Here is a 13,274-nt window from a genome sequence, read left to right as displayed (position 1 = left end):
TGATTAGATTAAGCCTTCTAAGAGCCCCTTCATAAAGTTTTCTGAGTTAAACTCTCCAATATCATCGATTTTTTCACCGAAACCAATCAATTTTACAGGAATATTGAGTTCTTCACGGATAGCTAAAACAACACCACCTCGAGCAGTTCCGTCAATCTTAGTCAAGACAATTCCTGTCAAAGGAGTAATTTTTGAAAATTCTTTGGCCTGTACAAGAGCGTTTTGACCTGTTGATGCATCAAGTGCCAAGAAGGTTTCATGGGGTGCTTCTGGCACAACACGTTTGATGATACGACCAATCTTTTCTAGCTCAGCCATAAGGTTGTCCTTGTTTTGCAGACGACCAGCGGTGTCAATCATGAGAATATCGATACCTTCAGCAACGGCACGTTCCATGCCATCAAAGACTACACTGGCTGGGTCAGCTTTTTCAGGTCCAGTCACTACTGGAACATCTACGCGTCGACCCCATTCAGCTAGCTGGGCTACTGCACCTGCACGGAAGGTATCTGCCGCAACTAGCATGACCTTCTTACCAGCTTGTTTGTAGCGGTGGGCTAGTTTTCCGATAGAAGTTGTTTTCCCAACGCCATTGACCCCGACAAAGAGCATGACTGTCAAGCCGTCTTGGAAGTGGATTCTTTCATCGTAGTTGCCATCCTTTTCATAAAGTTCAACCAATTTCTCAATGATGACACGGCGTAGTACTTCGGGTTTCTTGGCGTTTTCAAGCTTGGCTTCGTAACGTAACTCCTCTGTTAAGTTAGATGCAACCTGGACACCAACGTCACTCATGATCAGTAGTTCTTCCAGTTCCTCGAAGAATTCTTCGTCAACAGAACGGAAGTTGGCAAAGAAAGCGTTCAAGCGAGCACCGAAGCCTGTACGAGTTTTCTTAAGACTGCGGTCATATTTTTCCTGAACAGTTTCTTCTACTCGAGGAGTTTCTGGTTCAAGAACTTCAGAACTATTTTCTTCGACAGTTTCTATGAACTCCGGATTCTCTTCCTCTGCGACTTCTTCTTGTTGAACTTCTACAACTGGCTCTGAATCATAATTTTCTTCAACTGTTTCTTGGATTTCCTCTTCTTCAAGCACAGCTGCTTCAGAACTTTCAATTTCTGCTGCGTCTTGAGAAACTTCCTCAGCTTCTGTAAGAGAAGTCTCAGTGTCTTCAGACAAATCAAGATTTTCCAAAGCTTCTTTTACAACTTCTTCGATTTTAGGTTCTTCTTTTTTTCCGAATAGACGGTCAAACAATCCCATATCTTAGTTCTCCTTTAGCACGTATTCTTCGATAGCCCAGGCGACAGCTTCCTCATCATTGGTCATTGGGGTTACCACATTTGCGACTGCCTTGACTTCAGGAACAGCGTTTTGCATGGCAACACCGAGTCCTGCCCATTCAATCATAGAAAGGTCATTAGCTTCATCACCACAGGCCATCACTTGGCTTTGGTCAATTCCCAGATGGCTGATCAGTTTAGCCAAACCTGTTGCTTTATGAACATTCTTTGGTGACCACTCTAGCAACATTTCACGTGATTTAAAGATTTCATATTGGTCAAACAATTCTGGAGAAATCTTCTGAATGGCTGCATCCAAGGGGTCTTGAGCAAAGGCAGTCACGCATTTGTTGTAGGTCATTTGACTAGACAGGTCTTCAAAGTCCACTGGAACAAAAGTCAAAGCTGGATTGAATTTGGCATAAAGACTTTCTTGGTCCGATTGAATTTGATAGACAGTTCCTTCTGAAATTGCGTCAAGAGGCAGTGATAATTTCTCTGTTTCTTCATACAAGCGTGCCACATCATCATATGAAAAGACTGTCTTATCAAGGATTTCACCTGTATTTTTCTGAACCAAACCACCATTAAAGGTAATGGTATACTCATCTTCCTGACCGTCAGTCCCTAGCTCATGGAGAAAGAAATCCATAGCTTTTAAGGGACGACCAGTTGTCAATACGACCTTGATACCACGATCACGCGCAGCTTTCAAGGTTGCCTTGGTACGATCCGTCAGCCTTTTATCAGTAGTCAGCAAGGTCCCGTCCAAGTCCAATGCAATCAATTTTATATCTGCCATTATAAGCCCTCCATATAAGCTATAACCGACTGGTCCTTATGGTGACCAATCACAGTCTCTGCTAATTCTAAAATTTCAGGTCGTGCATTTTCAGGAGCTACAGGATGTCCAACAACCTGCATCATATGCAAGTCATTTAGATTGTCTCCAAAAGCCATAACCTGATCCATTGTGATACCAAGTTTTTTAGCTAATTCAACAATGGCCACTCCCTTATCGACATAGTCCAGAACAATATCAATAGATTCAAAGCCAGTTGTCATGGCCTTAACACCAGGAACGTTTTCGTTTACCCAAGCTTCCCCAGCTTCAAGCGTTTCTTCTGTGAAGTTGGTTGTAAATTTGAAAATATCATCTGTGATAGCTTCCAAACTCACTACTTTTTGGATGTTTTCATTATAATGCTGGCTCTCTTTCAAATAGGTCTCATCAACCGTATCTAGAACATAAGAGCCTTTTTTCCCTGTTAAGAGCAATTTATTGATATCTACATAAGGTGACGTTTTCAGCTTTTCAAAAGTTGATAGATAAAACTCACGAGACATAGTCGCTTCATACAAGTCCTGACCTCGATACTCTACCAAACTACCATTTTCCGCGATAAAAATAATGTCATCACGAACATCAGCAAATAATTTTTCTAAGGATAGAAAACCGCGCCCTGAAGCTACCGCAAAGTAAATCCCTTTTTCCTTGTAGGAAGCTAAGAGAGACTTGAGGCGGTCCATATCAAAGCGTCCATTCTCATCTAGGAAGGTTCCGTCCATATCCGTTGCTACTAGTTTAATCATAAAATCTTTCTTACTCCGATTAGTAAATCTACCTCCTATTATACCATAGATAAGTAGAAAAAGGACGAGTCTATCAGCTTTGCATCTCTTTTATCCTTCTCTACTAGCTAGTAATGATTTTAACTTTTAACAAAGCTCGTAAAATTAAAATCGTGCAACTTTTTTCAGATACTTTTAAAAGATTGATTTCATAACCTGTTTCCTTTATACTGGATAAAAAGGAGAATAGTATGTCAGAAACAAATCACGAAATCGATTCAAATTTTGCAGGTCGTTTAAATATCCTGCGTGCGGGTGTTCTTGGTGCTAATGATGGAATTATTTCCATTGCTGGTGTGGTTATTGGGGTTGTCAGTGCTACAAGTAATATCTGGATTATCTTTTTATCAGGATTTGCAGCTATTTTGGCCGGTGCCTTTTCAATGGCTGGTGGAGAATATGTATCTGTTTCAACCCAAAAAGATACCGAGGAAGCAGCCGTTGCGCGTGAGCAAGTCTTGCTAGACCAAGATATGGAACTAGCCAAAAAGTCTCTCTATGCAGCCTATATCCAAAATGGAGAATGTGAAACCTCTGCTCAACTCTTGACCAACAAAGCCTTTTTAAATAATCCGCTCAAGGCTTTGGTAGAGGAAAAATATGGGATTGAGTATGAAGAATTTACCAATCCTTGGCATGCTGCCATTTCTAGCTTTATTTCTTTTTTCCTTGGTAGCTTACCACCCATGCTTTCAATTACCATTTTCCCAAGTGAATACCGCATCCCTGCTACTGTTCTTATCGTCGGTGTGGCCCTTCTTCTCACTGGTTACACTAGTGCCAAACTTGGAAAGGCCCCAACCAAAACAGCTATGATTCGAAACTTAGCTATTGGTCTCTTAACTATGGGAGTTACCTTCCTGCTAGGACAACTTTTCAGCATTTAGTATATAAGAAATACCTCGATTTTGAAGTCGAGGTATCTTTTTTTACATTTGCACAATCTTGCGATAACTTCTTGAAGTAATCATGAAAATCAGCACATAGGCGATGAGGAAGATAGCGCAGATAGACAAGGTCACGATCAACATCATATTCGTATCTATTACACCAATCACTTTTAAAATCAGACTAAGCATATGGTAGGCAAAGGCTAGATGTATGAAGGCAAAAAGCAAAGGAAGGAAGAAAACAGTTAAAATCTGTTTGTTGATGGTTTGCTTGATTTGCTTTTGATCTAAACCGACTTTCTGCAAGATAATAAAGCGTTCACGGTCTTCATAGCCTTCAGAAATTTGTTTGTAATAGATGACCAGAACCGTTCCGACCATAAAGATAATGGATAGGAAAATACCGATAAAGAAGACACCACCAAAGAGGGCACTCATTTGAGCACTAGCATCTGCTAGATTGCTACCATACACATAGCTACCTTCCGTGTTTAATTGAGCATTAAACTGGTTGAGGTATTTATCATATTCTTCAGCGACCTTGAGTTGTTCTTCTTCGTTGGCATTTACATTCATACCACCGTAAAACTGATTATAGATAGCCGAATCTGGGAATTGATCCAAAAAGGCTTGTAAATTAGGTACAACAAGGTAATTGTAATCAGCAGTCAAAATATTAAACTGATTTGGAACATGGTTTACAATGAAATCTTTAGTAAATTCTTCTTTGACAGAAAATTGATGATCATTTAGAGTTAGAGCTTTCTGTTCTTTAACTCCCTCATTCTTTGCAAAGAGTCCGACCTCATTTCCTGATAGAGACAATTTTTGGCCAGTCATATTTTCATAATCTTTTTGGTCAAATACCATGAAAACTGTTGTGGGTTGGACACGATTTTGTCCTTTTTCAAAAAGGGTTAACTTGCTACCTTCTTGGTTTGCAACACCAAAGTAAGCGTAACGAAGCACTTCTTTCTCTTTAATCTTATAACCTTTATCACTTGCAAACTGGCTCAAGAGTTTGTCCAAGTCTTCTTTTTCAACATTTTGCCCTGAAACCCCAAAATCATGAGGATTTAGAACTTTTTTAAAGCTTTCTGAGGCATTGAAAATACTAGTCGCTGCTGACATGGTTACCAAAACCATTGTTGACAAAATTGCGATAGTTGCTAGTCCAACCGCATTTTTCTTCATACGGAAAATCAAGTTAGACACTGAGATAAGGTTATTGGGCTGGTAATAGTATTTCTTATTTTTCTTTAAGATTTGGAGGAAAACGGTAATACCTGCATTGAACAAGAGATAGGTTCCAAAAATAACCAGCAAAACAGCTAGGAAGAAAGTTGTTAAGGCTGTAAGAGGATCTTTTACAGTAAGGGAAAGATAATATCCAATCCCTAAACTTATGGAACCAAGAATAGTTTGGAGAGGTAGGAAACGACCTTTTTTCTCTCCGCTTGCTTTCTCACGAGAGAGCTGGAGGGCATTCATACGGGCAATTCGAAGGGCATTCAGGAACATGAGGCCTAGGAAAATCAAACCAAAGACAACAAGTACTGTAATGACAACTTTCATCTGGAAAGTAGCGACTAGTTCTACCTTTAATTTCATCAGTTTGAGTAGGAAAGCGAAAATCAACTTGTCAAACAAGGCTCCAATACCGATACCTGCTCCAACAGTTAGAATCCCAAATACCACTAACTCCTTAAAGGTCATACTGATAAGATGACGCTTCTCCAAGCCCAACATGCCATAAATTCCTAGTTCCTTGGAACGGTTCTTCATGACAAAACTATTGGCATAGAGGACGATAATGGCTGACGCAAGGGTGACGACAAACATACCAAATCCAAGTGTAGCCTGAATGGTTGTTCCTCCACGGATTTCAGCAATCTTGGGATTGAAGGTTAGAGAGTAAAAAAGATAGGTGACAGTGACTGCCAAGAGAACAGCCAGCGCAAAAGGATAGTAGAGTTTGCGGTTTTTAATCAAGTTCGATACCGCTAACTTATTGGTTAATCGAAACATACTAATTCACCTCGCTTGCCATGACAGTCAAGGTATCAGAGATTTCTTGGAACATCTGACGCTCTGTTTTCTCTCCACGGTAGATTTGATTGTAAAGAATGCCGTCTTTGATAAAGAGTACGCGTTTAGCCCTGCTAGCTGCTGCCGTTGAGTGGGTTACCATGAGAATGGTTTGGCCGCGCTCATTGATTTCATCAAAAACATCAAGAAGAGCTGCAGATGACTTGGAATCAAGGGCTCCTGTTGGCTCATCCGCAAGGAGAATTTCAGGTTCTGTGATGATGGCGCGGGCTACTGCTACACGCTGTTTCTGACCACCAGAAATCTCGTAAGGGTACTTCTCTTGTAATTGGTTGATGCCTAGATTCTCAGCTGTCACCACCAATTTCTTCATCATCTCCGTAATAGGTCTTCTTGACAAGACAAGCGGAAGCAAGATATTGTCCTTAACAGACAGAGTATCTAGCAAGTTAAAATCTTGGAAGACAAAGCCCAATTTTTCACGACGGAAGCTAGAAGCCTGTGAATTTTTAATGGTTGCGGTGTCTGTTCCATTCAGGTAAACCTGACCACGAGTTGGTTTATCCAGCATAGCTAGAATATTGAGAAGAGTTGATTTACCAGAACCAGACTCACCCATGATGGCAACGTAGTCACCCTTTTCCACGGTAAAGTGAATGTCCTTGAGGGCCTCTACTTGGTTGCCCTGAAAACGTGTTTTGTAAATTTTTTGAACGTGTTTTACATCTAAAAGTGTCATGAGAATCTCCTTTCTTAATATCCCATCAAATGAAATGTTGCTTGCATCATAGCGCATCCCAGCTGAACGCGCTCGATATCTTTGTGGCTTGGTTTTCTTGTTTTCTTATGTAAGATTTGTTTCATGATGTTACTCCTTTGTTCTTTATGAGTCTAGTTTACATCAAAAAAAGATCGCTTGCCATAACCTAACCTTACAAAAGAGACTTTAATCTTACATTTTTGTAAGATTGGGGAAATGTAGGCAAAATTACTTAGAAAATGATTTGATTTCCTGTTTTTTAAATTGTAAAATATAAGTGTGAAAAGGCTTACTTTGGAAAGGAGGAAGCGGGAACTATCATTTGAGTAAGCTTACCTAGATAACATACCATTAAATTCAACACTTTCAAATCGAACTACCTATAAGGAAAGAAGGTGCGCTTTAATGAAACATAAAGAACATATACTCATCGGAATTCTCTATCTCCTCTCTCCATTCATCGGTCAGCTCTTAGTTGAAAAAACATACTTTATCGGTACAGAATTTACAGCTACTGCTTATGCTATTTGCTGGCTATCAGTTGTTATCAGCATCCATCATTTTTCAAAAAATGTATTGTCTCAGCATGAAAAATCAGATTAGAAACATGAGTTCAAAATATTATTTTTAATTTGTATATGAGGCTGAGAAAATCTTATTAAAAGTAAAAAAGCTTTAAATCAAGCAGTTTAGACTATTGATTTAAAGCTTTTTGCTTATTCCAAATCTTTTGTTAAACCTCACCAAAACCAGCCTTCATTATCGTCAATGGCTTGGGCTTCTTTGCGTTTGCGTGGACCTGTTCCGTACATTTCTGCTTCAATTTCTTCCTTGGTAGGCATGATAGAAGCTAGGATGATATAGATAATCACGCCAAGTCCAAAGTTTGCGACTGTAAAAATAGCAAATAGAAAACGAACAAGGGTAACATCAAAGTTCCACTTGTCTGACAGACCTGCCAGAACTCCTGAAATCATGCGATTTCGTCTCATTTTATAAAATTTACTGTTCATGATATTTCCTCTTTCTGCTAGGTTAGACATAGTATATCACGGGTAGGCTCGGCTTTCATCAGTCCTCAGGCTGATTTATTAGTAGCAAATTACCTCGACAAAGTCCACAGCGATAGCGTTTGATATCAATCTTTCGCTTGCGATGATACCTTTGCTGGCAGGATTGGCAACGATAGAGCTTAATTGGTTTGGAGTTGCTATTTGTCAAGGTGGGCACAAAGCGTAATCCATCCACTGCTTTCAACAGTTCCTTAAAATCCCGATCCTTGTGTTGATATCCCTTCCCTTGAAAATAGAGGTGATAATGACAGAGTTCATGTCGGACAATTTTCCTAAAAACATCCAGACCCAGTTCCTGATAAACCTTGGGATTAAAATCCAAATGCCCATCTTTTGGGAAAAATCGCCCACCTGTCGAACGTAGACGCCTATTCCACTGGGCATGATGGATAAAAGGTCTGCCGAAGTCTTCTAGTGAAACCTGCTTAACGTAATCAGTCAGTTTCATTTGGAGCGATTAGCGACAGATTGACTTTTTCACGTTCAGTATCAATTTTCTTAACCCAAACCGTTACCAAATCACCAACGGATACCACTTGGCTGGGATGCTTGATAAACTTCCGACTCATATGGGAAATATGAATCAAGCCGTCCTCGTGAATCCCGATATCAACGAAGGCACCGAAATCAACAACGTTACGCACCACACCTTCTAGTTTCTGGCCAACCACTAAGTCCTTGATATCTAGGACATCTTGGCGAAGCACAGGTGCGTCAAAGGAATCACGAAAATCTCGACCTGGTTTGAGAAGGTCTGCAATGATATCTTTAAGAGTTTCTGGACCAAGGTCTAGTTCTTGCGCCATTTCCTTGACTGAAAGGGACTTGAGTTTACTTTGGGCCTCTTCATTCAAGTCTGTAATGTCCAAACGTTTGAAAAGTTCCTTAACGGCAGCGTAATTTTCTGGGTGAACTCCTGTATTATCAAGTATATTGCTACTTTCAGGGATACGAAGAAAACCAGCTGCCTGTTCAAAAGCCTTGGCCCCCAGACGAGGAACCTTTTTGATTTGAGCGCGTGAAGTGATTTTTCCTTCTTCTTCGCGGTATTTGACAATATTTTCAGAGATAGTTTTGTTGAGTCCAGCTACGTGTGAAAGAAGAGCAGGACTGGCTGTATTGACATTGACACCAACTTGGTTCACCACGGTATCCACGACAAAGTCCAGACTCTCAGACAATTTCTTCTGGCTGACATCGTGCTGATACTGACCGACACCAATTGACTTAGGATCGATTTTGACCAATTCTGCAAGCGGATCTTGCAAACGACGGGCGATAGAAATGGCAGAGCGTTTTTCAACGGTCAAGTCTGGAAATTCCTGACGAGCAAGTTCGCTGGCAGAATAGACCGAAGCACCACTTTCATTGACGATAACATAGCTGACTTCTGGAAAATCTTTAAGAACTTCCGCCACAAAGGCTTCACTTTCACGACTAGCAGTACCATTTCCGATGGCAATGATTTCCACGCCGTATTGACCAATCAAGTCTGCCAACTCTTTCTTGGCTTCTTCGATTTGACGAGCTGATGCTGGTTTAACAGGATAAATGACCTGAGTTGTCAGCATTTTACCCGTTGCATCTACGACAGCTAGCTTGGCACCTGTACGAAAGGCAGGGTCAAATCCAAGAACCACGCGCCCTTTCAGAGGAGCAACCAAGAGGAGATTGCGTAGGTTGTCCGAAAAGAGTTGGATAGCTCCTTCTTCCGCTTTCTCAGTCAATTCTGTCCGAATACGTCGCTCGATAGCAGGTAAGACTTTTTTCTTAACAGATTGCTGAACCACTTCATCAATATAGGCATTCTTCACCTTGAAACGAGTAGCAAAAAAGGCAAGAATACGGTCCGTCGCATGTTCAAAACCTACCTTCAAAATACCTAGCTTCTCCCCACGATTGAGGGCTAAAGTACGATAGCCTTGCATATTTCCAACTGTCTCAGAAAAATCATAGTAAATCTGAAAAACCTGCTTTTCATCAAGACTTTCATCCTTGACTTGAGAAGTGAGTTTAGAGTGTCTCAGCACCTCCTGATAAGTTAGAGCGCGTAAATTGACATCTTCCGATAAGGCTTCGACCAAGATATCAACTGCACCAGCCAAGGTCTCCTTACCAGTCGCAAATCCTTCACAGACGAACTTTTCAGCTTCCTTCTCTAAGCCAGCTACATTCTGCAAAATCAAGCGAGCAAGTGGGAAGAGTCCAGCTTCACGAGCAATAGTTGCCTTGGTCCGACGCTTTTCCTTGTAAGGAAGATAGAGTTCTTCAACGTCTGCTAATTTTTCGGCAGCTAAGATAGCTTCTTCCAACTCCTTGGTCAGCTTGCCTTGTTCTTGAATCTTAGCTAAAACAGCTTCCTTACGGTCGTTGAGGTTGGTCAGACTTTTATCCAAGTCAATAATGGCCTTAATTGCCACCTCATCCAGACTACCAGTCATGTCCTTGCGATAACGCGCGATAAAGGGAATAGTAGCCCCTTCAGCTGTCAAACTTAGAACAGTATCAATTTGCTTTAACGTCACTCCCAAATCTTGGGAGATTTTTTCATATTTTTTATCCATGAATCTATTATACCACAAGCTATACGTTTCAAATTAGCTCTTACAGTATTTAAAAACAATATGTGGGGAATAGATTTATATTCTATAGTGCAATAACTTGTACTTAGAGAGTATTGCCACCTTTTTTAACCAATCCCTGACATCAAAAGTATTTAATGGCTCTGGCATAATAGCCAGTTCTGGGACCCGCATTATTAAGAAGGTTGCAATTTAATTCTAATAGTTGACAAAAGGATAAGTGATTAATTGTACTGTTTTTATTTTTGACAATAATGCGCCACGATTCTTCCTCTCTATTCTTTAAGAAAACGCTTTTTTGAAGAATAGGATTGTAATTTCTGTTTCTAATCGATCAAAATGCGTGTTTTTGAGAAATAAAAAACCGCAAGTCTGAGCCTGCGGTGGGTGTAATCTATTTTAAAATTTTAAATAAAAAAGGAGCATTTAAGCCCCTCCTTTGAAATAACGGACACTTGGCTGGTCGGTGTACCCAGCATCTCAGATACCTTTTTCAAGGTGCGGCAGGAACCTTTCTGCCCTCAAATGTCTTTCGTTAATGTTATTCTAGCACTATCTACTTTTTTTGTCAATCTTTCTCAATCTACCAGACTTAATACGACTTTGTAACTTGAAATCTTGTAAGCGATACATGGTCGGAACATAAAAGAAATCTCCACTTTTAAGTAACTTGATGGCAACAAGAACATTATCATCAAATCTTTTAACATATTAAAAACTAGCATCTTTCTCTCGTGGATTGACCCCAACGAAATCTGGATTACTTAGTATAAGTTCCAGATCTTCGATATGATGAATCACATCATTATGATGCCGTTTCAACATATGACTTCTTAAACCTTCTTTGTTAACTTTGATATCACTAGCTTCAAGAACAATATTAAAAATTTCTTTTACTTCGTCAGTAACCTGACGGATCTTTTTATGTTCCATAATTTCCTCTGTTATTCCACAATTATTATATCACAATCATAGTGTATATTAGGATATATCACGTTCTATTATTCGTTAGATACTCAATTTTAACTTTTCCCTTTTCCTCAAAATAATAGTATAATAGAGGTAGAATTTAGAATCGAGGTACACCTATGGCTGTAAAATTTACAAAAACGGATGACTTGGACAAGATGTTTGAAGAGTTTGCGAAACTCCCTGATTTGAAACAAGTCACTTTCCCTGATGACAAAGAGAAAAAAGCCAAAGCAGAAAAGAAAAACTAGATGACTGCTTTCCAACAACTCCCGTCTAGTGTGCTTCAGACTGGAGCCATTTTTCTCTCTATAATCATTGAAGCATTACCTTTTGTACTAATAGGAAGTATTGTTTCAGGGCTAATTGAGGTTTATATCACACCTGATAAGGTTTATCATTTTCTCCCTCGAAATCGTTGGGGGAGAATCTTTTTTGGGACCTTTGTCGGGATGCTTTTCCCTTCTTGTGAATGTGGGATTGTCCCCATTATCAATCGTTTTCTGGAAAAAAAGGTTCCCAGTTACACGGCCATTCCCTTTCTCGTAACAGCACCTGTCATCAATCCCATTGTTCTCTTTGCGACCTATTCTGCCTTTGGCAACTCCTTCCATGTCGCTCTGTTACGAGCTCTAGGTTCCATTCTTGTAGCTGTGATACTTGGGATTTTTCTAGGATTTTTCTGGCAAGAACCGATTCAAAAAGAAAATCGTTTGGCCTGTCATGAGCACGATTTTTCTCACTTGAGCCCTGCAAAAAAAGTTTTTCAGGTCTTTGTGCAAGCAATTGATGAATTTTTTGATACGGGACGTTATTTGGTATTCGGCTGTCTCTTTGCCTCTATGATACAGGTCTATGTTCCGACTCGGATTCTGACTTCTATCAGCGCAACCCCTCTTTTTGCCATCCTGCTCTTGATGCTTTTGGCCTTTCTTCTTTCGCTCTGTAGTGAAGCCGATGCTTTTATCGGGGCTTCTCTTCTCTCGAGTTTCGGCTTAGCACCAGTTTTGGCCTTTCTCGTCATTGGCCCAATGCTGGATATCAAAAATATTCTCATGATGAAAAATTACTTGAAAGTACGATTTATCAGTCACTTCATTACGATTGTGACACTCGTTGTCTTAGTCTATTCTCTCTTGATTGGAGTCATTCTATGATTCGATTTTTAGTTTTAGCTGGCTATTTTGAACTGACCATTTATCTCCATCTGTCGGGCAAATTAAACCAGTACATCAACATGCACTATTCCTATCTGGCCTATATTTCCATGGTACTTTCCTTTATTTTGGCAATTGTTCAATTGTATATCTGGATGAAGCAAGTCAAAACCCACACTCATCTGAACAGCCGATTGGCGAAGGTGGCGAGTATTGCTCTTCTGGCTATTCCTATTGTCGTCGGCTTAACTTTTCCAACTGTTAGCTTGGATTCTCAGACCGTTTCTGCCAAAGGCTATCATTTCCCCTTATCAGAAGGCACGGATCAAGCCATTCAGACCAGTGAAGGGACGACAAGCCAATATTTGAAACCAGATACCAGTTCTTATTTTTCAAAATCAGCCTATGAAAAGGAAATGCGAACGGCGGCGGATAAATACTTGTCCCAAGATAGCATTTACATTACTAACGAAAACTATATGGAAGTCATGGAGGCTATCTACGACTATCCAGATGAGTTTGAGGGCAAGACAGTCCAGTTCACAGGCTTTGTCTATAACGACCCCAGTCATGCTGATAGTCAATTTCTGTTCCGCTTCGGCATTATCCACTGTATCGCAGATTCCGGTGTCTATGGATTGCTGACCAAGGGAAATACCCGTCAGTATGAGAATAACACCTGGATAACAGCCAAAGGAAAACTGGTCAATCACTATCATAAAGAACTCAAACAAAACCTCCCAACCTTGGAAATCGATAGCTTTACCAAAGTCGATAAACCAGAGAATCCCTATGTGTATCGCGTGTTTTAAAAAGCAAACTAAATCCATTAAAAACAAAACGAACAAGTTCTCTTCTGAATGACAGAAAAAGAGC

Annotated in this window: 14 protein-coding genes; 5 read left to right on the top strand and 9 right to left on the bottom strand. The window is 40.2% G+C overall.

Going from position 1 to position 13,274, the window contains the following annotated elements:
* Positions 1 to 3: 3 nt before the first annotated feature.
* Genes ftsY through RYK12_RS01930 form a run of 3 tightly spaced genes read right to left on the bottom strand, consistent with a single transcriptional unit; the run spans position 4 to position 2,879 of the window.
* Entirely contained in the window at positions 4 to 1,266 is a 1,263-nt protein-coding gene (gene ftsY / locus RYK12_RS01940) for a signal recognition particle-docking protein FtsY (RefSeq protein ID WP_314846634.1), read from the bottom strand.
* Between the two features lie 3 nt (positions 1,267 to 1,269).
* On the bottom strand, positions 1,270 to 2,088 hold the full coding sequence (locus RYK12_RS01935) for a Cof-type HAD-IIB family hydrolase (protein ID WP_314846633.1): 819 nt from the start codon (positions 2,086 to 2,088) through the stop codon (positions 1,270 to 1,272).
* Positions 2,088 to 2,879, bottom strand: a complete 792-nt coding sequence (locus RYK12_RS01930) for an HAD family hydrolase (RefSeq protein WP_314846632.1) — start codon at positions 2,877 to 2,879, stop codon at positions 2,088 to 2,090. The genes RYK12_RS01935 and RYK12_RS01930 overlap by 1 nt, the downstream gene beginning before the upstream one ends.
* A 230-nt stretch (positions 2,880 to 3,109) precedes the next feature.
* On the opposite strand from RYK12_RS01930, the gene RYK12_RS01925 reads away from it, so the two are divergent.
* Positions 3,110 to 3,805 carry a VIT family protein gene (locus RYK12_RS01925; RefSeq protein ID WP_314846631.1) on the top strand — a complete coding sequence of 232 codons (696 nt, stop codon included), beginning with the start codon at positions 3,110 to 3,112 and terminating at the stop codon, positions 3,803 to 3,805.
* 42 nt (positions 3,806 to 3,847) lie between these two features.
* Here RYK12_RS01925 and RYK12_RS01920 read toward each other — a convergent pair whose 3' ends face one another.
* Together RYK12_RS01920 and RYK12_RS01915 are read right to left on the bottom strand one after the other, a co-directional pair.
* Positions 3,848 to 5,836, bottom strand: coding sequence for an ABC transporter permease (locus RYK12_RS01920; RefSeq protein ID WP_314846630.1), 1,989 nt, complete (start codon positions 5,834 to 5,836; stop codon positions 3,848 to 3,850).
* Between the two features lies 1 nt (position 5,837).
* Entirely contained in the window at positions 5,838 to 6,596 is a 759-nt protein-coding gene (locus RYK12_RS01915) for an ABC transporter ATP-binding protein (protein ID WP_000173372.1), read from the bottom strand.
* A 426-nt stretch (positions 6,597 to 7,022) separates the two neighbouring features.
* On the opposite strand from RYK12_RS01915, the gene RYK12_RS01910 reads away from it, so the two are divergent.
* The gene (locus tag RYK12_RS01910) at positions 7,023 to 7,220 is read left to right on the top strand and encodes a hypothetical protein (protein WP_125452115.1); all 198 of its coding nucleotides are present in this window, start codon (positions 7,023 to 7,025) and stop codon (positions 7,218 to 7,220) included.
* Positions 7,221 to 7,357: 137 nt separating this feature from the next.
* Here RYK12_RS01910 and RYK12_RS01905 read toward each other — a convergent pair whose 3' ends face one another.
* From RYK12_RS01905 to RYK12_RS01890, 4 genes are all read right to left on the bottom strand, one after another.
* Complete coding sequence (locus RYK12_RS01905; RefSeq protein ID WP_001085044.1) at positions 7,358 to 7,630, bottom strand: PspC domain-containing protein; 273 nt, start codon at positions 7,628 to 7,630, stop codon at positions 7,358 to 7,360.
* Between the two features lie 58 nt (positions 7,631 to 7,688).
* Positions 7,689 to 8,138: a SprT family protein gene (locus RYK12_RS01900; protein WP_314846626.1), complete on the bottom strand. Its 450-nt coding sequence runs from the start codon at positions 8,136 to 8,138 to the stop codon at positions 7,689 to 7,691.
* Positions 8,125 to 10,254 carry a Tex family protein gene (locus RYK12_RS01895; RefSeq protein WP_314846625.1) on the bottom strand — a complete coding sequence of 710 codons (2,130 nt, stop codon included), beginning with the start codon at positions 10,252 to 10,254 and terminating at the stop codon, positions 8,125 to 8,127. Before RYK12_RS01895 ends, RYK12_RS01900 begins: the two co-directional genes overlap by 14 nt.
* A 729-nt stretch (positions 10,255 to 10,983) precedes the next feature.
* Positions 10,984 to 11,205: a hypothetical protein gene (locus RYK12_RS01890; RefSeq protein WP_314846624.1), complete on the bottom strand. Its 222-nt coding sequence runs from the start codon at positions 11,203 to 11,205 to the stop codon at positions 10,984 to 10,986.
* A 155-nt stretch (positions 11,206 to 11,360) separates the two neighbouring features.
* Here RYK12_RS01890 and RYK12_RS01885 point away from each other — a divergent pair, with 155 nt between their 5' ends.
* The 3 genes from RYK12_RS01885 to RYK12_RS01875 are packed head-to-tail and all read left to right on the top strand — an operon-like array spanning position 11,361 to position 13,210.
* Positions 11,361 to 11,492 carry an SPJ_0845 family protein gene (locus RYK12_RS01885; protein WP_004234728.1) on the top strand — a complete coding sequence of 44 codons (132 nt, stop codon included), beginning with the start codon at positions 11,361 to 11,363 and terminating at the stop codon, positions 11,490 to 11,492.
* The gene (locus tag RYK12_RS01880) at positions 11,493 to 12,398 is read left to right on the top strand and encodes a permease (RefSeq protein WP_314846623.1); all 906 of its coding nucleotides are present in this window, start codon (positions 11,493 to 11,495) and stop codon (positions 12,396 to 12,398) included.
* A complete protein-coding gene (locus tag RYK12_RS01875; RefSeq protein ID WP_314846622.1) occupies positions 12,395 to 13,210 on the top strand; it encodes a TIGR03943 family putative permease subunit in 816 nt (271 codons plus the stop codon). The genes RYK12_RS01880 and RYK12_RS01875 overlap by 4 nt, the downstream gene beginning before the upstream one ends.
* The last annotated feature ends 64 nt before the right edge of the window (positions 13,211 to 13,274 follow it).

This window comes from uncultured Streptococcus sp. (genome assembly GCF_963518475.1).
Lineage (GTDB): Bacteria > Bacillota > Bacilli > Lactobacillales > Streptococcaceae > Streptococcus.
The sequence above is the reverse complement of the archived record's forward strand: the minus strand, read 5'-3'. Positions and strand labels throughout refer to the sequence as shown.